This is a genomic window from Butyrivibrio sp. LC3010, assembly GCF_000424385.1.
Lineage (GTDB): Bacteria > Bacillota > Clostridia > Lachnospirales > Lachnospiraceae > Butyrivibrio.
Window position 1 is genome coordinate 128,281 of the sequence record NZ_AUJU01000008.1, and the last position, 24,757, is coordinate 153,037.

General features: G+C 41.0%; 17 protein-coding genes. 1 reads left to right on the plus strand and 16 read right to left on the minus strand.

Translation table 11 applies throughout. From position 1 onward, the window contains the following. Nucleotides 1-66 precede the first annotated feature (66 nt). Both G622_RS0107965 and G622_RS0107970 read right to left on the minus strand, forming a co-directional pair. Nucleotides 67-1,944: an extracellular solute-binding protein gene (locus G622_RS0107965; protein ID WP_026510268.1), complete on the minus strand. Its 1,878-nt coding sequence runs from the start codon at nucleotides 1,942-1,944 to the stop codon at nucleotides 67-69. A gap of 396 nt (nucleotides 1,945-2,340) precedes the next feature. Then, complete coding sequence (locus G622_RS0107970; protein ID WP_026510269.1) at nucleotides 2,341-3,168, minus strand: AraC family transcriptional regulator; 828 nt, start codon at nucleotides 3,166-3,168, stop codon at nucleotides 2,341-2,343. Between the two features lie 153 nt (nucleotides 3,169-3,321). On the opposite strand from G622_RS0107970, the gene G622_RS0107975 reads away from it, so the two are divergent. Continuing rightward, entirely contained in the window at nucleotides 3,322-4,863 is a 1,542-nt protein-coding gene (locus tag G622_RS0107975; protein WP_026510270.1) for a DUF5597 domain-containing protein, read from the plus strand. Nucleotides 4,864-4,912: 49 nt separating this feature from the next. Here the strand turns inward: G622_RS0107975 and G622_RS0107980 are convergent, their stop codons facing one another. The 14 genes from G622_RS0107980 to G622_RS0108045 form a co-directional block, all read right to left on the minus strand. After that, a complete protein-coding gene (locus G622_RS0107980; RefSeq protein WP_026510271.1) occupies nucleotides 4,913-6,193 on the minus strand; it encodes a metallopeptidase TldD-related protein in 1,281 nt (426 codons plus the stop codon). A 37-nt stretch (nucleotides 6,194-6,230) separates the two neighbouring features. Beyond that, nucleotides 6,231-7,661 carry a TldD/PmbA family protein gene (locus tag G622_RS0107985; RefSeq protein WP_026510272.1) on the minus strand — a complete coding sequence of 477 codons (1,431 nt, stop codon included), beginning with the start codon at nucleotides 7,659-7,661 and terminating at the stop codon, nucleotides 6,231-6,233. Nucleotides 7,662-7,829: 168 nt separating this feature from the next. Continuing rightward, nucleotides 7,830-9,551, minus strand: a complete 1,722-nt coding sequence (locus tag G622_RS22175) for a HAMP domain-containing sensor histidine kinase (protein WP_049945748.1) — start codon at nucleotides 9,549-9,551, stop codon at nucleotides 7,830-7,832. Between the two features lie 2 nt (nucleotides 9,552-9,553). Beyond that, nucleotides 9,554-10,261, minus strand: a complete 708-nt coding sequence (locus tag G622_RS0107995; RefSeq protein ID WP_026510273.1) for a response regulator transcription factor — start codon at nucleotides 10,259-10,261, stop codon at nucleotides 9,554-9,556. Then, a complete protein-coding gene (locus G622_RS0108000; protein ID WP_026510274.1) occupies nucleotides 10,254-11,531 on the minus strand; it encodes an ABC transporter permease in 1,278 nt (425 codons plus the stop codon). The genes G622_RS0107995 and G622_RS0108000 overlap by 8 nt, the downstream gene beginning before the upstream one ends. Then, nucleotides 11,521-12,243, minus strand: coding sequence for an ABC transporter ATP-binding protein (locus tag G622_RS0108005; RefSeq protein WP_044957337.1), 723 nt, complete (start codon nucleotides 12,241-12,243; stop codon nucleotides 11,521-11,523). Before G622_RS0108005 ends, G622_RS0108000 begins: the two co-directional genes overlap by 11 nt. Then, a complete protein-coding gene (locus G622_RS0108010; RefSeq protein WP_026510276.1) occupies nucleotides 12,240-14,267 on the minus strand; it encodes an HlyD family efflux transporter periplasmic adaptor subunit in 2,028 nt (675 codons plus the stop codon). The genes G622_RS0108005 and G622_RS0108010 overlap by 4 nt, the downstream gene beginning before the upstream one ends. 158 nt (nucleotides 14,268-14,425) lie before the next feature. Continuing rightward, a complete protein-coding gene (locus G622_RS0108015) occupies nucleotides 14,426-15,385 on the minus strand; it encodes a GTP-binding protein (RefSeq protein WP_044957338.1) in 960 nt (319 codons plus the stop codon). Nucleotides 15,386-15,415: 30 nt separating this feature from the next. Further along, nucleotides 15,416-16,894 carry an FGGY-family carbohydrate kinase gene (locus G622_RS0108020; RefSeq protein WP_026510278.1) on the minus strand — a complete coding sequence of 493 codons (1,479 nt, stop codon included), beginning with the start codon at nucleotides 16,892-16,894 and terminating at the stop codon, nucleotides 15,416-15,418. Further along, entirely contained in the window at nucleotides 16,891-17,823 is a 933-nt protein-coding gene (locus G622_RS0108025; protein ID WP_026510279.1) for a transketolase family protein, read from the minus strand. The genes G622_RS0108020 and G622_RS0108025 overlap by 4 nt, the downstream gene beginning before the upstream one ends. A gap of 29 nt (nucleotides 17,824-17,852) precedes the next feature. Beyond that, a complete protein-coding gene (locus G622_RS0108030) occupies nucleotides 17,853-18,677 on the minus strand; it encodes a transketolase (RefSeq protein ID WP_026510280.1) in 825 nt (274 codons plus the stop codon). A 69-nt stretch (nucleotides 18,678-18,746) separates the two neighbouring features. Further along, on the minus strand, nucleotides 18,747-20,168 hold the full coding sequence (locus tag G622_RS0108035; RefSeq protein WP_026510281.1) for an L-fucose/L-arabinose isomerase family protein: 1,422 nt from the start codon (nucleotides 20,166-20,168) through the stop codon (nucleotides 18,747-18,749). Nucleotides 20,169-20,240: 72 nt separating this feature from the next. After that, entirely contained in the window at nucleotides 20,241-21,527 is a 1,287-nt protein-coding gene (locus tag G622_RS0108040) for a prolyl oligopeptidase family serine peptidase (RefSeq protein ID WP_026510282.1), read from the minus strand. Between the two features lie 488 nt (nucleotides 21,528-22,015). Continuing rightward, on the minus strand, nucleotides 22,016-24,574 hold the full coding sequence (locus G622_RS0108045) for a glycoside hydrolase family 3 protein (protein ID WP_049945749.1): 2,559 nt from the start codon (nucleotides 24,572-24,574) through the stop codon (nucleotides 22,016-22,018). Nucleotides 24,575-24,757 lie beyond the last annotated feature (183 nt).

Consider the following 24,757-nt stretch of genomic DNA (forward strand, 5'->3'; position numbering starts at 1 on the left):
ATCCCGGCAATTCTTTGCCGGAATGCCTCGGACTAACTTTAGTAATGGTTAATTAAGCATTCTGGATTATTTCAAAAACTCATCAACCAACTCAAGAATCTGATCACCACCCTGAACATGCCAATCTGAGCAGAACTGATCCCACTCATCAAGACTTCTTGCACCTGTGATGAACTTAAGAATTTCTGCATCCTCAAGATCAGATACTGTTGTCCAGTATGTATCCATACCATCGATTGTGTAATAAAGTTCTGAATAGATCTTCTTGTCAGGTGTAACGGTAGCATATGGACGGTCGCCTATGAAAATAGCATAGAAACGATTGAACTGGCCGTTGTTTGTCATAACATCCATATCTGTTACATGAAGCTCATTGTTGGGATCGTAATCAGGGGATATAACCTCTGAAAGTGTAGCAGCATCATTTGCAAGATTCTTGTAAAGTCCGTTGAACTTGGAGCCGCCCTGCTGATAATCTTCAACAGAAGTCTCACCTTTAAGAATACTCATCAAAGCTTCATATTCGTATTCGCACTCATCTGCTGCTGCCATGGTATTTCTAAGCGGATACCAGTCAATAGCCACGGATGTATCAAATATTGACTCATCTCTTACAAGTACGTTGTTAGCAATGATAACAGCCTGCTTAACATCATCAGAAGCATTCTTATTTACCATTGTGTATGTGGTTCCGATATCCTTCATGTGAATGTTCCACTCACCCTTATTGTTGTAAAGAGGATAAGCCTGCCAGTCAGCATTAGGATCATTTCTGAAGGAATCGCCATTGCCGTATCCAAGTGACCACCAAGGTCCCATGAAGATACCACAGGTACCGTTCTTAACACCGTTTGCATTATCGCCGTTTGTAGTGATACCAACCTCAGGATTGATAAGACCCTGCTCATACCAGTCATGAAGTGTTGTAAGAGCTTCCTTCATCTCATCAGTTGTTGTTCCCCAATAAAGCTCACCTGCATCATTTCTAAGGAAATATCCGGGTGTTGCATCAAATGCCTGATAAAGGGCATCAAAGCCATATCCGTTATTTGAAGAATTAAGGAAGTTTGAATATGTACGTCCGCCTGCATCTATGCCTGCGATTGAATAATCAGGAGAAAGTCCTTCTTCCTTAAATTTCTTAGCTGCTTCGCCAAGCTCTTCTACTGTCTTAGGTGCCTCAAGGCCAAGCTTATCAAGCCAGTCCTGACGGATAAAGTAAATATAAACACCATCTGTATCAACAGTGATATTTGGAAGTGCACAGAATGTTCCGTCAACCGTAGCATTTTCAAATGCTCTCGTGCCTGTTGTCTCTACAATCTGCTTAACCTGTTTGGAAGCATAATCATTAAATACTGAACCCAAATCAGCAAGCTCGTCTGCTCTTGCAGCCTGAACAAGATAATTACGGTTAGGAGCTATAACTGCATCCGGAAGTGAATCAGATGCGATAGCAAGAGAAACCTTCTGCTGGAAATCTGCATTATTACCTGCTGTCCAGTCACAAACCATCTTAATGTTGTAGTTATCAAGAAGATATCTTGTGTACTGGTTATTATCAACCGCATCACCCTCAGGAAGTGTGGTATCTACAGGATTAACCTGATAGCCGTAATGAACTTCTACTACATGATCAAACTTCTTGAATGCTCTGTCATCATTCTCTCCGGGAACCGCATCATCTGCCTCGGAATCTGCTGACTTCCAGATAGCCTGAATTCCTTCACCTGATGCTGCAGGCTCGCTGCTCTCTTCTGTAGTATCTGCTGCTGTTTCTTCTGATGCAGTATCTTGGGAAGAATCCTCTGTGGTCGTCTCAGTTTTGCCGGAATCTGTACTCTCCGGAGCAGTTCCGCCTGAAGAGCTTCCTGACCCTCCACATGCTGTCATGCTGACTGTCATAACCGTAGCCAGCAAGGTTGCTAAAACCTTCTTTTTCATATTCACCCTCCTTAGAAAAATATTGTCGATAAATTCTCTGTATATATAGGATCAGCCTTCGTCTTATCAAAAGCATCTTCCTGCTTTTCGTCAAAAAGCAATATTCTCAGATATAATCATAAAAACATGATCTGATTGAATATTTATTCAGTGTTAACGTTAACCCATTAGCATTGAGTTTTTCCTTGATCTAAATTTAAATGTATTCAACTTGTATTGCTTTTTGTGAAATTTGTATATGAATTTATCGAAATTAGTTGTTCTGTAATACATTATGGATATATATTGTAGTTTAGTCAATACAATTTAGTCATTTTTACTAAGATGTCAAAAATGTAGGGTGTTTTTTTAGATACTATGCTTATAAATCACCAACCATCTATCAAAAAAGTTCCATCAATTCTTTAATTTACTCATTCTGAATTCATTTGGAGTCATTCCCATCATTTTCTTAAACACCATGCCAAAATAGCTGGGGCTCTGAAAACCGCACAATTCTCCGATTTCTGAGGCCTTTTTCTCAGGATTATCAATAAGCAGATGTTGTGCGTGCATCATTCGGATTTTGGTAAGTTCAGCAATGATAGTAGAATTCATATGGTGCTTAAAAATTGTACAGATATATTCAGGTGTTTTCCCAAGTTTTTCACTGATATCAGTGATAGAAATATTCTCCTGATAGTGGTTTTCCAACTCCAGCATTATTTCTTTAACAAGAGGGGAATCAACAACTTTGGTAAAATCATTTATCATGGAAATATTTAAGGATAGCTGAACCAGAATACTGTAAAGAATCTCTGAAAACATATACTTTTTGTCAGGTATATCACGTTTTGTCATCTGATAAAGACTTTCCAGTTTTTTGCAAAATTCCTCAGGGGAACGCAGATGATAGGTTCCCGATTTTACAAGTCCAAGTGTCTGTAACAGGATGCTGCAGATCGGCCCTTCAAATCCAATAAAATGAAGAGTGAAATTATCAGAGAGTCCTTTATAGCTGTGACCTTCATTTGCATTTATAAAAAATCCGGTATCCTCCTCTATTATCCTTTTTTCATCATTTATTATTAGTTCTCCGATTCCCTCTGAGCAGTAAAACCACTGATAAACAGGAAGTCCTCTTGGCCTGTTTATAGGCTCCTGGTGGTGATTTATTCCTATCATTCTTAGTATAAGCGGAAGCATTTTTCTCTCACCCGGGATAATTTCAAATGACTCAATCATAATTACCTCTATAGATTACATTAAAATATTTATATTCATAACACTATTTTAATATTGAGACAAACAACCGGTCAATAATAGAATATCCATAAAGCAAAGCGTCGATAAAGCTGTGACAGCAGAATTATTATTTATACAAGGAAGGGAAACAGGATGAGTACACCAGTTGTAAAGAAGGATGAAAAAGGAATATATACACTTTTTGTAAACGATAAACCGTTCTTTTGCAGAAGCGGTGAAATTCACAACTCCAGCGCATCCAACATGGATTTCATGGAAAAAGAAGTGTGGGAAAGGCTAAGCGGACTCAACATGAACTCAGTAATAGTTCCGCTTTACTGGGAACAAATCGAGGAAGAGGAAGGCAAATATGATTTCACACTTATTGACAGTATAATTGATAAAGCTCGCAAGGAAGATATGAAGCTGATTTTTCTGTGGTTTGGACTTTGGAAAAACAGTGAATCCATGTATGTTCCGGGCTGGATGAAAAAGGATCAGGAAAAGTATTTTCATGTAGAAAAGGTAAACGGAGAAAAGCTAAATATCATATCCCCCCTTTGCCGGGAGGCCGTTGAAAAGGATAAGAGCGCTTTTTCAAATATCATGAAGCATATCAGAGAATATGATGAAAAAGAGTCTACTGTCATTGTTATGCAGGTTGAAAATGAAATAGGAGTACTCGGCAGTGAAAGGGATTATTGCAAGATTGCAAACGATGCATTTGACAGTAAAATACCTGAGGTTGTTGAAAAAATCTACGATGCCAAAGGAAGCTGGAAGGAAGCTTTTGGTGATGATGCAGAAGAATATTTCATGGCTTATTACTATGCAAAAGCTGTGGAGGAAATCGCAAGTACAGGTAAAAAGGAATATGATCTTCCATGCTATGTAAATGCCTGGCTTAAGCAATACCCCTGGTATAGAGGCTCCTACCCCACCGGCGGCCCTGTAAGAGGCGTTCATAAGATATGGAAGGAAATTGCAAAAAGCCTTTTTGCTCTGGCGCCTGATATTTATGTGCCATATTGTGCTGATGTAATTGATGAATATACATATGATGAGAATCCCCTGTTTATTCCGGAAATCCGCAAGGATGCTGTGGCTTCATCATATTGCCTGTATTCCTTCTTTGGTAAAAATGCAATATGCTTTTCACCCTTTGGAATTGAGGAGCTTTCGCTTGATCCGTCTGTAGTGGACAAGCCGCCGATGGAAGTGATGATTGCACTCAATATCGATCCGTCAGCCTTTGATATCACGGGAAGTAAGGAAAAACTCAGTGCTGCTTACGGACTTATCAAAAACATGGAGCCAATATATCTTAAATACAGAGGAACAGAGCATCTTAAATCCTTTGTAAGGCATGGTGAAAATGACTTTGGAGTATTTGCCGGTTTTGAAAGCTATGATGTAGCAATCTCATATTCTCCGAGAATGGCAACTCATCCTCTTGGAAATGTATCCATATTCGAGCTCTCTCCCAATAAGTTCATAATTGTCGGGACAGAGTGCTCCCTTAAGTTCAGAGCAAAGCCAGGTGAGGATAAAAAGGCAGATTATTTAAAACTTGAAGAAGGTGAATTCATTAACGGAGAATGGAAACCCGGACGCATTCTAAATGGCGATGAAAAGATGACCTTGAAATTCGGTGATATACCTAAGGCATACATTGCCGAACTGTATAAATATTGATAATTTCTTCCTGCGGGCACTTCTACTTTGCCCGCAGGAAGTCATTTATTTACTCAACTCCGGTAACGATAACATTTTCAAGTCTTGTGAGAGCCGGAATATTGAAATTATCGTACTGTCTTTTCTCTTTTGACATATACATTTCATTTATAAAGTTCTCCATGCATCCTGATATGGAGCCACCGCTTACAGGTGTCACCTTATCTCCGTCATGGTAATAGCCAAGTCTGATTTCACCTGCAATATCACCAGAAATAGAGTCCACCTCAAAATCAGAAAACTCTACTATTTCGAGATATTTACCGCTTCTGATTTCCTCTGCTGTCTTGCTGCCGCCTGTTACATCAAAGTTGTATGCAAGGTATGAATTCTTTATATCCAGATAATATCTGAATCTCCTGCCACCAAAGAAAGTCTGAGGCACATTGTTTTCAAGAACTGTCATGTCGTAAATAGCAGCACCTTCTTCGTCCACATCAAAGTTCCTGGATGAGTTTGGAAGATTTCTCACTGATTTAAGTGTAACCTTGTCACCTTTCGCTTTAGGAGCAACATCCTTTCCAATTTCCCAATCGGAATACTTGCTGTAGATAAATCCTGCATTACACTTTTCTACAAACCAGCTGTAAATCTGAACTGCATCACTTGTAGGAAATACAACTGCTGCTTTTGAAAGCTTCGGTGTAGGCTTTGCTATAAGCTTATCCTTTCCGTACTTAAGAACCTCTGAGATATCCTTCTTTAAGTTTTCCTTGTCACAGGTTCCTGCCTTGTACATTCTGTAGAGCTCTATCTCATGATCATCGTCTTTCGCATTGACAACGACTTCAACCATTGATGAGGGATATTCAAAAGTGATATCTATCCCCTCAGAGTTGACAAATCTTCTCTTGTTTTTTTCAGCAAAAATCTCATAGGAGTTTATGTATTCTGTGTCAGTCTCCGGAAGCTCTTTCATTGCAGCAACAAAGTTCTCTGCAATCTTTGAAACATCAACATTGCTTTCCTTTGAAGCCTCAAAATCACCAGGTTTATTTAACTCATAAAAGGGATTCTTTACGTTCTCCGCACGTCCTATGAGTTTATCTATCTCATCTTTTATCTCTTCCTCTGAAAGTGTAGGATATATCTCGCCAGACGCACTTCCAAGCATTTTCCCGTCATCAAGCTTCTTATAAACTTTAACATTTATATGTTCAACGTCTCTTACTCTGTTCTGATCAAGCTTATGCTTTATAAAGTAAAATTCGTAACCAAGAGTTACTGTATCTGTAATCTCAAAGCCATCTGCAGAAGATGCCTTGAGTATTTCTATAATTTTATCGGTCATCTTGTTTCCTTTCGTATATGCCTTATAATCAATGAAATCATCCAAGTCTTGCTACTGCCTTAAGGTACGGGCCGCCATCAGATACTTTGACCCATTCCTTATGTCCCTTACCGCAGCCACCATTACCAAAGGATTCACGGTCGGTGCTGACCATGGAAACTGATCCTAAAAGATCCGGCACATAACCAGTCATTACAACAGGTGCCACTACTTTTCCTGTAAATTTACCATCTATGATTTCGCGGCCTCTTGCCACAATACACTGGATTCCCCAGTGCTTGGGATCCTCCATGCCGGAGAACATACCCTCGAGATAATATCCCTTTTTAACGGACGCAATCATGTCATCCTTGGAATCACTTCCGCTATCAAACATGGTATTGGTCATTCTTGTATAAACCTTGTGTTCGAAGTTTTCTCTCTTTCCATTACCGGTGGGCTTGGTTCCAAGTCTAAGAGCCGCAAGAGCATCACAGACTCCTGTCTTAAGAATTCCGTGATCTATTTCTGTCACATCACCGGCAAGAGTACCCTCATCATCAAAGGCATAGCTTGCAACATCAACAACACAGTTTGCACCTTCATGCATAGATACAAGATCTGAACCTACGCGCTTGTCGATATACTCTGCTCCAAGTGCTCTTTTCTTTACAAACATATCCATCTCAACGCCGTGGCCAAAGGCTTCATGGGCAATAAGTCCTGTAACTTCGGGGCTTGTAATAATCTCATATTCCCCGGGAACAACAGGAGAAGCACTGAGCATATCTCCCACTGCATTTACTGCAATCTCAACCTTTTCTTCAAGGCCGTCAAGTATGCCTGCGCCTGTTCTTCCAGATACGCCCTCAACTGTCATGGTATTTCTTCCGTTCTTCATACCGATTGCAAGAACAGATCCTTCAGTATACACATAACTCTGACGCATATCTCTGTTCTTTGTAAGGAAAAGCTTACAAACATGAGTAGACTTTGCAGAAACCGGAGCGTCGATCATAAACTCCTTAAGAGAAACCGCCTTATCACTGTAGCTTTGAAGCTTTTTCATAAGAGCGCCAAGATCAACATCCTCTGGCATCACATCTGTCTCCATCTCTGTGAAGACTTCAATCGGCTCATCCTCAAGCTTTGCAGTATCAAATATTTCTGTGCCTGTCCTCTTCAGGATTTCTATCTGATCATCGAGAATTGTCTTAAGCTTAGCTGCCATGGCCTGCACATCCACATCAGGCTTATTAAAAGAATACTCACTGTAAAGTCCATCCTTATAAACTCTGACAACACAACCTCTTTCTGTTGTCATGTTTTCACCTGTTATCGCCTTGCTCTTTTGTGATGCCTGGATAGAGAAGCCCTTGGAATCACTTGCAAGAACGCTTACATAATCATAATCGGAAGAGAGTGCATCAATCAGCTTCTTGAGGCTTGGTGCAAGCTTTTCCAGATATGATGAAAATTTTGCTTTCATTAACTTCATTACCTCCAAATATATTAATTCCCCTCGTTATTTGTACTAAAAAACTCTGAGCTATAAGCAAGCCCAGAGTTTTATTTTACATTATTTAAAATGTCATAAGCAATAATCCATATGAAAATTGCAAGTTTTTGTCTATAATATGACCTTTTGCCACCATCATCACAATATTATTTCAAACATTGTTGAATAATCTGATTCATTTTCATCCATAAGTCTTATTGTTCCGCCGTGGGCTTCAATGATCTGCTTTGCTATGGCAAGGCCAAGGCCTGTTCCTTTCCCGCTGGTTCTGGCGTCATCTCCGACTATAAAGGGTTTAAAAACATCATCCCTGATAGCAGCCGGGACTCCCACCCCATTATCTCCAAGATAAATAACTACCTTGGGACTTCTGTCATCATAGTTTTGGGCCATTCTATCATTTTTATTACCTCTTTCACTGCCAGCTGTTTTGCTGACATTATCATTTCTATAGACTTTATTATCTATATCAGTCTTACCCTCAAGCACTTCCATTCCTGCATAGATTACGGTGCCTTTTGGGTTGGACTTTACAGAATTAGAGATGATATTTTCAAATACCCGTTTAAGCTGTGCTTCATCAATGCTCTTTTTAATCACCTTTTCAGGTATGCTGATCTCCATCTCATATCCTGATAAGTCCAGCTCACTATATTTAATAGCGAGATATTCTCTGAAATACTCGCAGATATCACATTCTTTTTTGTAGATCCTAAACTGAGGATGCTCGAGTTTTGAATATTCATAAAAAGAATTTATAAGTTCAGCAAGGTTATCTGATTTTCGGCTGATGGTCTCAAGATACTTATTTACTTCAGATTCCGGAACAAACCCGTCTGCTACTGCTCTGGCATATCCCTGAATTACTGTTACAGGAGTCTTTAAATCATGGGAAATATCAGCAAGAATCTTCTGCCTTTCTTCCTCAAGCTTTTCTTTCTCCCTCTCCGCTGTGGCAAGTTTCCCTGCCATTTCATTAAAGGAATCCATTATCTGTACAAATTCCTTGGGTCCTGAGTAGGTTATCGCAACATCCTTATTTCCACTGCCAAAATCATCCATGGCATTCTGCAGCATTTTTATGGGCTTTCTCACTGCAAATGCAGTATTTAGAACAAAGAACACCACAAAAATAGAAAGGATAAACAGGAAGGATAAAATTGCGGTCATATAGATTTTCCTGTACGCATTGTTTGCAGAAGAACTGCTGAAATCCTGATGGATCAGCATAGTTCTCACATCACCGCTACCTGTAGTAAACTCAAATTTCTGAAGATATGTATCTTCATCATTCTCGAACAATATCTTATATTCAGAGTCTGAAATATGCTTAATGTTTATTCCCTCATTCTGAAAAATAACATTCCTGTCTTCATCAAAAACAGCTATTCCTCCAAGCCCAAACTGTTCATCCTCATCTGAAGTCACAGCCATATATTTGTTTAGGATATATCCCCTGTTTTTCCCATCATCTCCAATAACAGAGTCAAGATAATAGTAAGTATTTCCTGATACATCCGGAATAAACTGAAGCACCTCAGGACTATATTCATTACTCTTTGATTTATCGCTTGAGTAAATGACCTTTGCAGCTTCATCAAGTACTTCAAAATAGCTGCCTTTACCCAGCATTCCTCCGGTACTTAGTCTGTCATACTTTTCGCTCTTTAGCGCTTCTTTGTTGTTTATTATCTTGTCTACATCAATGGTAATGTTTGCCATTTCCAATGATTCATCAGTCAGTCTTACCACAATGAAAGCGAGCAGCAGAACTGCTGCCGCAAAGAAAATATAATACCTGGTAACAAGTGAATAAAGCGTACCTTTTTCACGCCTCATCGAAGAAAAAAATAATTTCATTTTCAGCCCCGCTCCATTTTATAACCAAGCCCACGCACCGTTTTAATATATTTGGGATTTTTGCTGTCATCCTCTATTTTGTCTCTGAGATTACTCATATGGACCATAAGAGCATTGTCATCATTTTCATAGTACTCGCCGTTGATGTACTCGTAGATCTGCACCTTGGTAAAAACTCTTCCGGGATTATTCATAAGAAGAGTCATGATTCTAAACTCTGTTGGAGTAAGAAGAATCTCAACTCCGTTCTTTGTGAATTTCGCCCTTGGCACATCCAGGGAAAGCTCGCCCACAACCGTGATGTCATTGTCCTTTTGAAGGCTGCTTCCGAATTTATAGAAACGTCTAAGCATAGCCTTTGTCTTGGCAACGATTTCAAGCGGATTAAAAGGCTTTACCATATAGTCATCAGCGCCAATGTCGAGGCCAAGAATCTTGTCACTGTCCTGATTTTTGGCAGAAAGAACAAGAATCGGAATGCTGTTCTTCCTCTCTCTGATAGTTCTTATTACTTCATAACCATTTAACTTAGGCATCATAATATCGCAGATAAAAAGGTCGGGACTCTCAGCCTCAACAGCTTTAAGTGCCGCCTCTCCATCCTCTGCAGATATCACTTCATAATTTGCATTTTCAAGATAAAGCCTTAGAAGATCTATGATATCAACATCATCCTCGGCTATAAGTATTTTGTACTTTTTATCATTCATATCTGAGTGCCTCGATAGGATTCAGCTTTGCAGCCTTGTTGGCAGGATAGTATCCGAAAAATACTCCAAACGCCATAGAAAACAGTACACAGAATATTATACCGCCAATTGAAGCACTACCGCTATACCCCATCATTTTGGAGGCCATTATTCCAAAAATCTGACCAACGATTACGCCCAAAATTCCTCCGATAAAACACACCACAACTGCCTCTGTAATAAACTGCAGTCTGATATATCCGTTGGTTGCTCCAAGGGCTTTTCTGGTGCCGATTTCTCTGGTTCTCTCCGTGATAGACACTATCATTATATTCATCACACCAATTCCTCCTACCAAAAGAGATATGGCACCAATTGCCGCAAAAGCATAAGTCTGTGTATTCAGCATGGATTCCATCGATTTTATTTCTTCCTTCATGCTGTAGGCATATGCCTCATAGGTATCATTGTCCTTGTAATACTTATTGTTCAGATATTGTTGGATATCCAGTGCAAGTGCTCCCTGATCTGCGCCTGTTTTTGCAACAACTTCCATCTCATCATAAAGCTGCTTATCTCTCATTTGTATAAGTGCGGTCTGAAGCGGAAGATATGCGGAAGTCCTTATATCCTTTTGATTTTTACCTGCACTCATACCTCCGACGCTGCTCTCCGAATATTCATAGACTCCGACTATCGTATAGTCATAATATTTGTTGTCTATAACCACCTCTACAGCCTTCCCCAGGGCTGCTTTGGCATCGCCTTGAAGCATGTTATTAACATATCTGTCTGATACTATTATTACTTTCCTTGCTTCCTGCTGCTCATTTTGTGAAAAGCTTCTTCCAGCTATAAGCTTTATCTTTGATTGTTTAAGGGCTGCTGCGTTAACTCCTTCCAAAGTAATGTTTGCGTATTTTTTACCGTCCTCAGCTTTGATTTCCCCTGCACTTTTCTTAAGTGCTATTCCCTCTATTCTGTCTGAAAAATGTTCCGAAAGATCATTAATCATATCCTCCGAAAAGTAGTCCTTATCCTTCATCTCGCGGATATAAGCATCCTCTGAGTAATCGAAATCCTCAGTCATCTTCTGCATTACATAAGCGCTGATATTATTTACGCCCATATCTCCCATCTGCCCCATGACAGATTTATTCATTGCGTCCCCAACTGTCATAATGGCGATTACAGAAGCAATTCCTATTATAATTCCAAGCATAGTAAGGAACGTCCTCATTTTATTTGCCAGAAGTCCCGTAAGCGCAAGCTTTACATTTTCAAGAAGCATATCTTATTCCCATCCTCTCATCTACTATCCTGCCATCCTTAAGCGTAAGTATTCTCTCAGTCTCCTGCGCAAGCTCCGGTGAATGGGTTATGAAAACAATGGTGATTCCCTGCTCCTCATGAAGCTTATGAAAAATGTCCATGATTTTCCTTCCGGTTGCAGAATCAAGAGCTCCTGTGGGCTCATCTGCCAGAATTATTGAAGGTCTGTTTACGAGAGCTCTTGCAATTGCAACTCTCTGCTTTTGTCCACCGGATAATTCATCAGGAGTGTGATTCATTCTCTCCTTCATCTCGACAAGTTCCAAAAGTTCCATTGCCCTCTCTTTTCTCTCCCTAGCCCTCACACCTCCGTAGAGCATCGGAAGTTCAACATTTTTAAGTGCACTGGTTCTGGCAATAAGATTGTAGGTCTGAAAAACAAACCCTATCTTTCTATTTCGGATATGGGAAAGCTCAGTATCCCCTGCTTTACATACATCCACACCGTCAAGAAGATATGAACCGCCCGTTGGCTTATCCAAAAGCCCTATGATATTCATCAGCGTGGATTTACCTGAGCCGGAAGTACCTACTATAGAAACAAATTCGCCCTTCTTTACGCATATATCTATGCCATGAAGTATCTCTAATTCATTTTCGCTTCCGATATTAAAGCTTTTTACAATCCCCTTCGCATCAATCATGATATTTGGAGTCACTATATCTGTCATTCTTCCACCCCGCCGGTTGTATCAGTACTCATAAATTCATCGTAGGATGGAACAACAAGGTTCATTCCTTCCTCTAATCCATCACCCTTTACTTCCACATAATAATCGGTTTTTATTCCATAACTTACTGTGATATGTTCACCTGTTGCAACTGCATTTCCATTTTCATCAAGATCTGCTCTTTCAACATACAGGCTTCCATCCTCTGCTGTCTGAACGCAGCTATCGGGAACAGTAAGAACATTATCAGCTTCCTGCTGAAGTATGGTTATTTTGGCAGTCATTCCTATTCTGAGTCTGTCTTCCATTCCGCCATCTATGGAAACCTCGATAGGATAATCACTGGAGGTGCCGGAAGAGCTCTGTTCCTGACTATTCTGGGATGCTGCCCCCTGCGGTATCGGAGAAACAAATGAAAGTGTTCCATTCATCTCATTATCAACAGAATCTGTCTTTATCGTAACTTTCATACCCTCTTTGATATCACAGATATCATACTGATCAACTGTTGCAGTAACTTTATAGCCACTGTCATTCTGGATCAGCGCAATTTCATTTCCGTTATCATAGATACCGCCCTCTTTTACACCTACAGATGTAACAAGTCCGTCACAGGGAGCGACAATCGTAGCTTTTTCCAGCTCCTGCTCGTACTTGTCAACCTCCTGCTGAGCCTGTATCGTACTGCTGCCCTGACTGAGCTGTGTCTCTGAAAAGCTGTCTTTTGAGTCCGCAACAGTTTTTCCGTTTTCTCTCTTCTGATCTTCCTCTTCTTCCTTTGCTTTCTCTGCATTGTCTTTGGCACTCTGAATTGACTCTTTTGCTGACTTGGCATCCGCTTCCTTTTCTGCCTGTTTTGTCTTAGCCTCCGCAAGATTTGTCTGGGCATCCTCCAGAGCGCTCTGCTTTTCCTCAAGGTCTTTTTTCGCCCTCTCATTTTCCCCCTGAGCTTTGGTCATTTTCTTTTCTTTTTTATCCCTTGCTTTTACAGCAGCTTCGTACTGACCCTCTGCTGTGCTGATTGCACTCTGAATACCTTCAAGCTTAGTCTTTGCATTCTCATAATTCTGTTTTGCTTCATCATAAACACCCTGGGCAGTTGCTGCATCTGTCCTTGCCTTATCAAGAACTCCCTGGGCATTTTCCACATCCTGAGGGTTTGCATCAGGATTTGAATCAAGCTCGGTCTTTTTACTCTCAGCATCCTTAAGTGCATTATTGGCTGCTGTAAGATCATCGCCCGCTTTACTGAATCTGTCTGAAGCCGTTGTGAAATCGCCTTTGGTAAAAGCTTCATAATCTGTCTTTAAGGTGCTTATGGAATCAGCAAGTGCACCAACGTCTTTATTGGCAGTCTCGTAGGCTTCCTGGGCCTTTGAATACTTGTCATCACTTCTTGTCACTTCAGCTGCGGCATTTCCTGCTGCATCCTTTGCTCCGCTTGCAGCGGCTGTCATATCGTTAACAGAGCTTTCCGCACTACTGTTTTCAGCATTTGCAGCATCTGAAGCAGCAACAGCATCGTTATAAGCTTTGTCAGCTTTTTGTGCATCCCTTTCAGCACGTTCGATCTGAATTCTGGCTGTCTCAACAGCAGCATCATAATTTCTCTGTGCAGTTGCAAGCTCAAGTGAGTCCTTTTTCTTTGCTATTTCAAGTGCCTCCTTTGCCTGTGCAAGGGACTTTTCTATACTTGTAGTATCAAGCACCGCTATGACATCGCCCTTTTTAACCCTGTCACCTACTCTTACTTTTAATGAATTAATCTTCACTCCTGTAAGTTCACTTGCAACGCTCTGACTGTCGAGAGCTGTTATCGTTCCGTTAAGGCTTATTGTTTTCTTTAAATCCTGCCGTGTAACCTCTGCTGTCTCGATCATACTTACAGATTCATCTGCAGCTGCACTGGCATGAGTAATCCTTGTGTAATTAATTGTTCCGACTGTCACTGAAGCAATAAGAATAATTGAAGTTATCACTAATACTTTGGTTCTTTTTCCACTTAAAAATTCTTTGATTTTCATAAGTTTGTCACCTTTCAAGAGTCTGTTGAATGAAGTATAAAACCCGCACATAAAAAAAACCTTTGCGTAATCTTAAGATTTCTTAAGATTAGCAAAGGCTCAAAATTTTGTTTTAAATTGTAAGGATTTGGCTTAATCGTAGTCCTTATACCTGAATATCACAAGGATACCACCGAGCAGTAATCCTTCCATATTTCATTTATATACTCTTTGTTAAGGTTTTCTCCAATGATTATCAGTACATTTCTGCTACTTGTGACAGGCTTTACCTCCGTCTTTTTCTCAGTGGCATTTAGCTGTACCTGAGCATCCTTGCCGGTCTTGACAAAGCCCTTAATTCTGATGATATGACCGGCTTTTACATCAGTAAATAGTGCTTCTGCCTTTTTAATGAGTTCTTCTTCAGATATCTCAACGTCAAAGTAAAATAATGGCGTAAACTGCCTGTCCTCAAGAGGAAGTTTCACATAGGAAGCATGCCTGTAGCCGCAGCCCATGATTCCCTCAAAGTCCCCGGCATCAAGCTCATTAAAAGGCCTGGCAATCACATCTCCCTGGCTGAAACTGATTCCGGTTGTAAACTCAGCCATTATGTCATTTATTCTCTTAACGATACCTTCTATGTCAGACTCTCTGACATCTTCATGCAGCTTACTCAGTACCAGTTTTCCTGCACATGCAGCTTCAGTCATAAAAATATAACGGGATATATCCGTCAGATCTGTCACGGTATTGGCATCGACGATCGATATGACATTCCCTATCTCATACCATCTGTCCAAAGGCTCATCATAGAGCACATCAAAAAACTCATCCACGTCATAGATTCCGGAGGGTTCAATTATAACTCTGTCGTATCCGTGCATTCCCATGGAAATAAGCTTCGTCCTGAAGCGCCTTCTATGGGCTTCCTGCCCGTCTCCTCCAACAATCATTTCAAGATTACAGTTATCCCCATATAGGTCCTGTAAAAGAACCATATCCACGTTTACCGCACCATAATCATTTTCAATAATGCAGATTTTCTCACCTTTTTCCAAAAGGAATTTTGCATATTCTTTTATAAAAGTTGTTTTTCCGGATCCTAAAAAGCCGGTTATCAGGTCTATCTTAACCATTGCACCCACCAATCTAAGAGAGGTAAAAGATCAGGGCTGCAGAACCTTTCTGACAGCAGCTTTCCAGCCATTATAATGGCCTTCGTACTCTTTTTCACTCATCTTTACATTATATTCAGTGCGCTTTATTCCGGAAAACAGCTTGTTTTTGTCATAGATTCCAAGGGCAATTCCCGCAGCATAAGCCGCGCCCATTGCAGATAGTTCTTCAGCCGGAGGAACAAGTACCGGTACCCTTACCATATCTGTCTGGAACTGCATAAGATATGCATTTTTTGTAGGACCGCCATCGACGCGAAGTTCCTTAATGGAAAAACTGACATCATCGTTCATAGCACCTACAATATCAGCAATCTGATAGGCGATGCAGTCAAGTGCGTCCCTGACAATTTCTGCCTTTTTTGTAGTTCTTGTCATTCCGCAGATAACAGCTTCTGCTTTCCCATCCCAGTATGGTGCACCTAAACCTGAAAACGCAGGTACTATATATGAATGATCCTCAGGGTCAGCCTCCCTTGCAAGGGCCTCTGTCTCTGCCGCTGAATTTATCAGCTGCAGATCATCCTTAAGCCAGGTAATCACAGCTCCTGTATAGTTAATATTTCCTTCAAGAACGTAATCAACCTTTCCGCCGATTTTCCAGGCAAGTGAGGTTACAAGTCCGTGAGAACTAAGCACCTGCTTATCACCGATATTCATCATTACTGATGAACCTGTGCCATAAGTTGCCTTTACCATTCCTTCGGACAAGCACCCCTGCCCAAAAAGTGCACCGTGAGAATCTCCAAGAACACCTCGTATCGGAACAGGATGTGGCAAAAACCCTTCAAAATCTGTCTCGCCAAAATATCCATCTGAATCTGTGACTTCCGGAAGAGCTTCAATGGGAACTTCAAATACTTTGCATATCTGCTCGTCCCATTTGAGATTACCGATATTGAAGAGCTGGGTTCTGGAGGCATTGGAATAATCTGTCCTGAACTCTCTTGTGCCTGTCAGCCTGTAAACAAGAAAAGCATCCACCGTACCACAGCAAAGCTTTTTATCCTTTGCCGCTTTTTTTGCTGCGTCAACATTCTTCATTATCCAGGAAAGCTTTCCGGCAGGAAAATATGGAGAAAGATTGATTCCTGTTCTCTCCTTTATCATCTGCCCATAGCCCTTGCTCATAATATCGTCACATATATCTTCTGCTCTTTTGCACTGCCACACGATAGCATTATATAACGGTTTTCCGTCTCTTGTCCAAGCTATTGAGGTCTCTCGCTGATTGCTTATGCCGACGCCCTCAATCTCATTTTTATCAATCCCGGATGCTTCTACCAGATTTTTCACAACCTGTATGACATTTCTGTAAATCTCCTCAGGGTCATGTTCAACATATCCTCTGGAGTCGACTATCTGTCTGTGAGGCAGGTCCTCTCTTTTTAAAAGAGAACCTTTCTCATCAAACAAAACTGCCTTTGTTCCCTGAGTGCTTTGATCTATTCCAATGATATATTTACTCATGAGAGTGCTTCCTTTGCTTTCTTTGCAATTCCCTCTGCATTCATTCCATAGTAATCAAACACTTCCCTGGAAGTTCCTGTTATAACAGGTGCGTCAGGAAGAGCAATTTCCAATACCTTTTTAGGGCAGTTTGCTGATACAACCTGAGCCACCATAGAGCCAAGTCCTCCAAAAGGTGCATGCTCCTCTACCGTGATCACTGCCTTTGTCTTTTTCGCAGACCTTATAATGGCCTCAGTATCCAGTGGTTTTACACAGTACATATCAATAACCTCTGCACTTATCCCTTCCTTTTCAAGGAGCTTTGCAGCATCCAGGGAAGGCTTAACCATCTCTCCGCAGGCAATTATTGTTACATCACTGCCTTCATTTACTATAGTTGCCTTATCCATCTCAAAAGGACAGTTATCTTCTGCGTAAGTATCCTCCACAGGATTTCTTCCTGTTCTGATGTAAGCAGGCTTTTCATCCTTAAGAAGAGCCTCTATAAGATATTTTGTCTGATGTCTGTCAGATGGAAGGTAAACTCTCATATTGGGAATTGCTGCCATAGCCGCAATGTCCTGAGCACTGTGATGGCTCATTCCAAGAGCTCCATAGCTAACGCCGCCGCTTATTCCGATAAGCTTCACATTCATATTTGAATATGCGCAGTCAACCTTAGCCTGCTCATAGCTTCTTGTGGATAAAAAGCTTGCAGGAGATGCTGCAAATGGTTTCTTTCCGACCTTTGCAAGACCTGCCGCTATGCTCACAAGATCCTGCTCTGCGATTCCAACCTCCACAGCCTGCTCAGGGAAGTTCTCAAAAAATGGTGTAAGTGACGCGGATCCTCTGGAATCACTGCAAAGAACAACTATGTCATGATCATCCTTTGCATGCTCCATCAAAACATCACATATTACTTTTCTGTTTGGTATATTATTCATGAAAAATCAGCCTCCGTTATCAAAATCAATTAGCCTTGCATGCTCCTGCATTCTTCAAGGTCCTTTACTATCTGCTCATATTCTTCCAATGAAGGAACATGATGATGCCAGGATGCCTTATTTTCCATAACCTTAGAGCCCTTGCCCTTTGTGGTATTAGCGATTATGCAGGTTGGTTTTCCTTTAGTCTGTTTTGCTTCTTCAAAGGCTTTATCAAGCTCATCAAGGTCATTTCCATCAACGCTTATGACATGCCAGCCAAAGCTCTGAACTCTCTTAAACAGATCCTCATGAGCCATTACATCCTCCGTGCTTCCTGATATCTGAAGACGGTTTCTGTCAATGACGGCGCAGAGTTTATCAAGATGATACATATTTCCTGCCATAAAGCCTTCCCACACTGAACCTTCTGCCAGCTCTCCGTCTCCCATAACCACATAGGTACGACTTGTTTTGCCATTCATCCTGTTACCCAGTGCAATTCCTACACTCACCGGAAGCCCGTGTCCAAGGGAGCCTGAATTCATCTCCATTCCGGGAAGCTTGTTATTGGGATGTCCGATATACTGTGAACCGAATTTAGAAAACTTACTCTTAACCTCTTCATAGTCAAGGAATCCCTTTTCACAAAGAACCGCATAATAGGCTTCTACTGAATGTCCCTTACTCAATATAAAAAAGTCTCGATCGGGGCTGTCCTGATTATCCGGTGATATATTCATCTGTTTGAAATAAAGATCAACCAGAATCTCCATAACGCTCATATCTCCGCCGATATGACCGCCGCCACCCTCCATAATTATGTCTATGGTATCTTTCCTTAATTTGTATGCTAATGCTTTTAAATTACTCAATTTTGCCTCCTGTTTATCCCTCATCCGCTGCTGAAGTAAGCTCATCACTCCAGAGGAAAAGTGTTTCTTTTAAAACTCAACATCTTCGCCGTGAAGATATGCCTTGACCTTGTCCTCGATAGGATCATAGAGATCTGGCGTAACACCAATGTACTTGCATGCCTCGTAGATGATCGGAACTACATCTTCATGAATTCCTACACAGTGATGGATGTAAGGTCCTTCTACAACCTTTGCCTCAAGACGCTTCAAATTCTCAACCTCTACCCAAAGGTATGTCCCCTTTGTATAAGGACCGTCAACGCCTTTTGCATGTCCAAGCAAAATGGAGTACTCTCCGTTATCTCCATCGAATCTTGCAAGTGTGAGTTTACCGTGCTTAGCCTCAGCTGAAATTGCACCGTTGTGATCAAATGCTACAGGAACACAGATTGTAGGCTTTTCATTTGCAACAGATATCGGCCATGGACCGCAATGCTGAAGAAGCTCACCATTTTCATTGTCAGGATGACGAACTGTCCAGTCTGCAAATAGTCCGCGCTTTTCATTCATGCCTGCAGCTTCGACGATTATCTGTGTGATTGCACCGTGAATATCTGTCTCGCAGACTACAGGAAGTCCCTCTTCATTTAAAAGTGCATTTGCTGCACAGGGCATGATTCCAATCTCTCCCTGAAGGGCATTCCAGCACTGGATTGCAATCGCACTGCATCCATATTTATCTGCCAGATTTCTCATAGCTATTTTGAGTGCTGCCACATTTGTAAGAAGATCCTCTGAAATATCACAGGTCATATTCTCGTGACAGTATTTAACGACCTCAGAAACCTTATCCGGTGTCTTTTCCTTTACCTTTTTGATCTCTGCTGTAAGCTCAGGAATCGGAATCGGTGCAAGCTGAATATTGAACTTTTCCAGAAGCTCTCCCTCGTTACACATGGTGCTCCAGAAATCGAAGGGACGAGGTCCGATCTGCAGAATTCTGATACTTCTGAATTTCTTTACCACATTACATACAGCAAGGAAGTCCTTAACACCTCTCTCAAATTCCGGATCATCAAGTCTGCAGTTTGTCATGTAAGTGAACGGAACTCTGAATCTTCTAAGAACCTTACCTGTCGCGAAAAGTCCGCACTGTGAGTCGCGAAGTCTCATCCCGTCAGGTTCAGGTCTCTCATCTCTTGGTCCCCAGAGAAGAACCGGAACTCCCAGCTCTTTTGCAAGTCTTGCGCACTCGTACTCTGTACCGAAATTACCATGAGGAATGAAAAGTCCATCAACCTTCTCTTTCTTGAATTTCTCCGCAATCTTTATGCGGTCATCATCATCATAGAGAAGTCCCTCTTCGTTTATATCTTTAATGTCAACATATTCAACACCAAGCTCATCAAGCTTATCTCTTGTAAGATTTGCAAATTTGATAGCATCCGGTGCACTGAAAATGCTTCTTCTTGTGGGTGCCAGTCCGATTCTGATCTTTGCTTTTTCCATAGTCTTAATCTCCTTTTTATTTACATTAGAGGACGATATACGATCATCCCCTGTTCCCATTAACAATCCGATTTATTTTTTCTGAAGTGCAAGCCAGTCAAGAAGAGTTACCTCTTTGCCAGAGACTACAACGGGTTTTCCATCATAATCAAGCCTGCAGTCATCATTCAGCATAGGTATCCATGCAAAATGTCCAAGGTACTCAAAAGGATTCCCGTTCTCATCCTTAAAGCCCATGTGAAGGTCCATTATCTTATCCCAGAAAGTAAAGTGAACATTCTTTGCTCCAGCCTTCATAAGCCTGTCATAGGTGGGCTTTACATATTTCTCAGGAACTACGATAGGATCGTTTTTAGCATGGGTAAACCAGATTGGAAGCTCCTTCATTTTTTCTATGTGAGCGTCGGTTATCTTTTCATCTATCATGGCTTCGCAGATTGGGAAAGCTGCTGCAAAGAAGTCCGGATAATCCATTATCATTCTCATGGTCATGAATCCTCCGTTGGAGTCACCACCAACATAGATTCTGTCTGTGTCTATAACGTATTCAAATCTGTCTATGAAATGATCAATGGTGTTCTTTAATACCTGAACATATCTGGATTCACCGGAATCGCCATACTCTCCGCTTCCGTTATCCAGCCACATGGTAGGACACTGAGGTGATAAAATGAACGCTCCGCCAAATTTGTCCTGAGCCCATTTTTCAGTAAGCGCCGGAACCTTGTTACCACTGTAGGAAATTGAGGTGTCATCTCCTCCCTCTCCTGCACCGTGAAGCCAGACTATCAGAGGCTTTTTACCTCCTTTAAGTTCAGGAATAAAGTAGCCATAGCGAAGGATTTTACTCTCATCCTCAGAATCATACTCAAGGAAACGTTCCTTCTTCGGGTTAAATACTCCTGCACAGAGATCAAAGACAAGTCCTCTAAGCTGTTCATCTCCCTCACCGATTTCCTTGATCTGAGTAACCACATAATCATTTACTGTATATCTCTCATGTCCGTTGATGTTCTTAAAATCAGCTGCAAGAGCTGAAGAACATTTATATGCAGGTCCTATTTCAAGCTCAAGAGTCACATATCTTGAAGGTTCAGAGCTTCTGTTTCCCTTAATGTCACTTGGATATACATCCTTTATCACTCTGTAGCCCTTACTGGGTACAAACTCGTCTCTCTCAATAAAAGATTTTGGAAGCTCAATAATATCCCCTTTTTTACTAAGCATTTCCACAAACACATTAAAGCTGTCCTTACTCAGCTCATCTGCAGCAACCTTTCTTGGCATCGCAAGAATAAGCTTTGTTACATAGGGTCCAAAATCCGTAACATCAATCATCTGATAATATAAATTTCTCATGCTGTAAGCCTCCCAATTTAAAGTCACTAATCCCACATAAAGTGGCATATTTTTGTCTCATATGAAAATTACCTTCATAAATAAATATATTATTCGTAAAACTTAATCTCATTATATAATTAAGTATAATTCACTTAATTATTTACTTAATTCCTCTCGCTAAATGAACTAAAGACAACGCAGCATATTATAGAATTGGTAGAATTAATCCGAATACTTTCAGAGATGTTGTACTAAGCATGTTTAACACTAAGCTTCTGAAAACCACTTTGAAAACTCTGGAACAAAGAGTCGCTCGCGACTCTTTGCGCGCTGGTGCGCGCAAGCTTTAGCTTGCAAAATTCATCTGCGCACCAGTCGCATCCATAGCGGAGCGCTTTTTATTCAATAGGAAATCCGAAGGAATTTCCTATTGAATAAAAAACGGGATGAAAGCAGTTTTAAGATGCCTTCATCCCGTCTTATTTTTTTTCAAATTTGCATTCAGATCAATATCTGCACTCAAGGACACAGTTCAGGATTCTTCTTGCGCATACCTGAAGCTCTGCTCTTGATACATCAGAATCAAGAATGTTCTGAACATCAGCTTCTGATCCGGGCATTGTAAGATCATTACCTGTTCTTACACAGTCAGCAGCATTTGATGAGCCGTATTTGAACTTTCTCTGCTCCATCTCGATGCCACCGGTTGTTCCCCAGTCAGTCATAATCACGCCCTTGAAGCCCCACTCATCTCTGCATACAGCTGTCAGAAGATCATAGTTGTTGGCAGCATGTAAACCATTTATAAGGTTATAGCTTGTCATGATTGAAAGAGGCTGTGACTGTCTAACCGCAATTTCGAAGCCCTTAAGATAGATTTCTCTGAGTGCACGTTCACTTACATGAGCATTGGTGTGCATTCTGTTATCTTCCTGGTTGTTGCAGGCAAAATGCTTGATTGTTGTTCCGCAGCCCTTATGCTTCTGAACACCCTTTGTGTCTGCTGCAGCACACATACCTGCAAGAAGAGGATCCTCAGAATAATACTCAAAGTTTCTGCCGCAAAGAGGATTCTTCTGAATATTCATTCCGGGTGCAAGCCACAAGTTAACACCAAGCTCTTCCATCTCTGCTCCCACAAGGTCACCTGCTTCTTCAATAACCTCCATATTCCAGGTCTGAGCAAGCATTGTTGCAATCGGAATAGCTGTGCAGTACTGATAATACTTTGTCACTTCGCCCTTTATTTCTGTCTTGGGTGCGTCATCACTTCCAGGGAAATCAAATGCCATTGCACTCATCTCAGGTATAATCTTGTTGTCCTCATCAACAGCAAAATAAGGAGTAAGACGAAGACCTGCAGGTCCATCCGCAAGTACAAGATTGTGTATACCTCTCTCACTTGCAAGCTTGGAGCTTGTATCTCCGGCAGCACCCGGAACAACTGCTGAAGCTGTACCAATAACAGAAGTCCCGCCAAAGCCGCCTCTGGCTGTACCTACACACAGATCAGCCATTTCTTCTCTTGATAGCTGTCCTAAAAGATCATCAAGACTTGCTTTTCCTGCCTTAACATCTTCAAGTGTAACCTTATCGGAACTTGTATTATTAAGCTCAGCAGGCTCCTTTACATATTCTGCAGTTACTGTCTTAATTGCATCAGCTGAAAGCTTAAGAATCTTTGCGGATGCTTTCTCATCTTCTTCGCCATCATAAGTGAGAGGCTTTTCATTCTTAGCAGAAATCTCATTAAGCTCCGTATCAATCTTAAATCTGTTTGAAAGCTTGCAGGTTGTAATCTCATTTTCAATCTCAACTGCAGCAACAACATGTGTACATCCGGCATTTTCACCGATTCTTATGAAATACTTTCCTGCCTCAAGAATATAGGATGCTGACTTCTCATCGTAAGAAGCAAAGCTTGAAACCTCTGCTTTAATTGTAAGAGTCTCTGCTTCACCCGGTGCAAGCTCCTTTGTTTTAGCGAATGCATTCAACTCCTTAACAGGCTTTTCAAGCTTTCCATCCGGAGCTGATACATACAACTGAACGAGCTGTTTTCCGCTGAATTTATCACCGGTATTTTTAACGGTTACCTTTGCAGTAAGTGTTTCTCCATCAAGTGTTACATCCTCGGTCTTTATATCAAAGCTTGTGTATGAAAGGCCATAGCCAAAGGAATAAGCAGGCTTTTTACCAAAGGAATCAAAGTAACGATATCCTACAAAAATACCTTCATTATAGTATTCATCATCCACATTACCGTTCTGTGAACTGAAGGTATCATATGCCGGATAGTCTGAATAATTCTCTGCCCAGGTCATAGCAAGATGTCCTGTGGGTATTGAATCCCCAAAAAGAACATCTGCAAATACAGTACCGATAACATTTCCGGCCTGGCTCATAAGAAGAACCGCGCCGATTCCTTTTATGCTTCTTAATGCCTTAGTATCTATTACACCGCCGACATTGAGAGCAACTACAAGCTTTTCATAGCGTCCTGCCAGCTTCTCAATGTTTTTCTTTTCATTTTCAGTGAGCTCGTAATCACCTGCAACAGGCTTACGGTCTCTTCCTTCACCGGAATCTCTTGCTATTACATAAACTGCAGCATCTGCATCCACAAGGTCAGCATCAGAAATTTTCTGAATATCAGGATCATGATACGGATTATTAAAATACTCCATGAAAGCTATCATCGGATTACCGGCAGTCTTTACCATCTCCTGAATATGCTCATCATACTTTGCTCTGCAATCAACGCAGATTCTATCATATTCATCAAGCCATGAACCTGAAACTATCTCATAACCTGCATCCTTTATCCCCTGCTCAATTCCAACAACGCTTCTGCTGTTTACATCTCCGGAGCCCTTTCCTCCTTTGATCATGTGTCTTGCACCGTTACCAAAAAGCGCTACCTTTTTAACGTCCTTGCTAAGAGGAAGTGTGCCATCATTTTCCAAAAGCACCATTCCCTCCGCTGCAAATCTGCGAACCTTATCCATGTGAGCTTTTTCTCTAGCTGACATCTCTGCCTCAGTTGAAGCTCTCCAAATACCCATTATTCCTTGTCTCCTCTCTAAAAAAGTTTAGCGTATTCAATATAATCTGAGATATGTTTTGCTCCATGACTACCGTCATTTCAGCAATTCTATATAATGGTATTTTACTATTTAAAAATCTTAATAATATATGAAATCACTTATTTTTATATAATTTCACATACTACTTTTTGTTTTACTTAA

What these genes read in the sequence shown, in the direction of transcription:
- G622_RS0107965 (WP_026510268.1), bottom strand. Translation starts at nt 1,944, where the DNA reads ATGAAAAAGAAGGTTTTAGCAACCTTGCTGGCTACGGTTATGACAGTC.
- G622_RS0107970 (WP_026510269.1), bottom strand. Translation starts at nt 3,168, where the DNA reads ATGATTGAGTCATTTGAAATTATCCCGGGTGAGAGAAAAATGCTTCCG.
- G622_RS0107975 (WP_026510270.1), top strand. Translation starts at nt 3,322, where the DNA reads ATGAGTACACCAGTTGTAAAGAAGGATGAAAAAGGAATATATACACTT.
- G622_RS0107980 (WP_026510271.1), bottom strand. Translation starts at nt 6,193, where the DNA reads ATGACCGATAAAATTATAGAAATACTCAAGGCATCTTCTGCAGATGGC.
- G622_RS0107985 (WP_026510272.1), bottom strand. Translation starts at nt 7,661, where the DNA reads ATGAAAGCAAAATTTTCATCATATCTGGAAAAGCTTGCACCAAGCCTC.
- G622_RS22175 (WP_049945748.1), bottom strand. Translation starts at nt 9,551, where the DNA reads ATGAAATTATTTTTTTCTTCGATGAGGCGTGAAAAAGGTACGCTTTAT.
- G622_RS0107995 (WP_026510273.1), bottom strand. Translation starts at nt 10,261, where the DNA reads ATGAATGATAAAAAGTACAAAATACTTATAGCCGAGGATGATGTTGAT.
- G622_RS0108000 (WP_026510274.1), bottom strand. Translation starts at nt 11,531, where the DNA reads ATGCTTCTTGAAAATGTAAAGCTTGCGCTTACGGGACTTCTGGCAAAT.
- G622_RS0108005 (WP_044957337.1), bottom strand. Translation starts at nt 12,243, where the DNA reads ATGACAGATATAGTGACTCCAAATATCATGATTGATGCGAAGGGGATT.
- G622_RS0108010 (WP_026510276.1), bottom strand. Translation starts at nt 14,267, where the DNA reads ATGAAAATCAAAGAATTTTTAAGTGGAAAAAGAACCAAAGTATTAGTG.
- G622_RS0108015 (WP_044957338.1), bottom strand. Translation starts at nt 15,385, where the DNA reads ATGGTTAAGATAGACCTGATAACCGGCTTTTTAGGATCCGGAAAAACA.
- G622_RS0108020 (WP_026510278.1), bottom strand. Translation starts at nt 16,894, where the DNA reads ATGAGTAAATATATCATTGGAATAGATCAAAGCACTCAGGGAACAAAG.
- G622_RS0108025 (WP_026510279.1), bottom strand. Translation starts at nt 17,823, where the DNA reads ATGAATAATATACCAAACAGAAAAGTAATATGTGATGTTTTGATGGAG.
- G622_RS0108035 (WP_026510281.1), bottom strand. Translation starts at nt 20,168, where the DNA reads ATGGAAAAAGCAAAGATCAGAATCGGACTGGCACCCACAAGAAGAAGC.
- G622_RS0108040 (WP_026510282.1), bottom strand. Translation starts at nt 21,527, where the DNA reads ATGAGAAATTTATATTATCAGATGATTGATGTTACGGATTTTGGACCC.
- G622_RS0108045 (WP_049945749.1), bottom strand. Translation starts at nt 24,574, where the DNA reads ATGGGTATTTGGAGAGCTTCAACTGAGGCAGAGATGTCAGCTAGAGAA.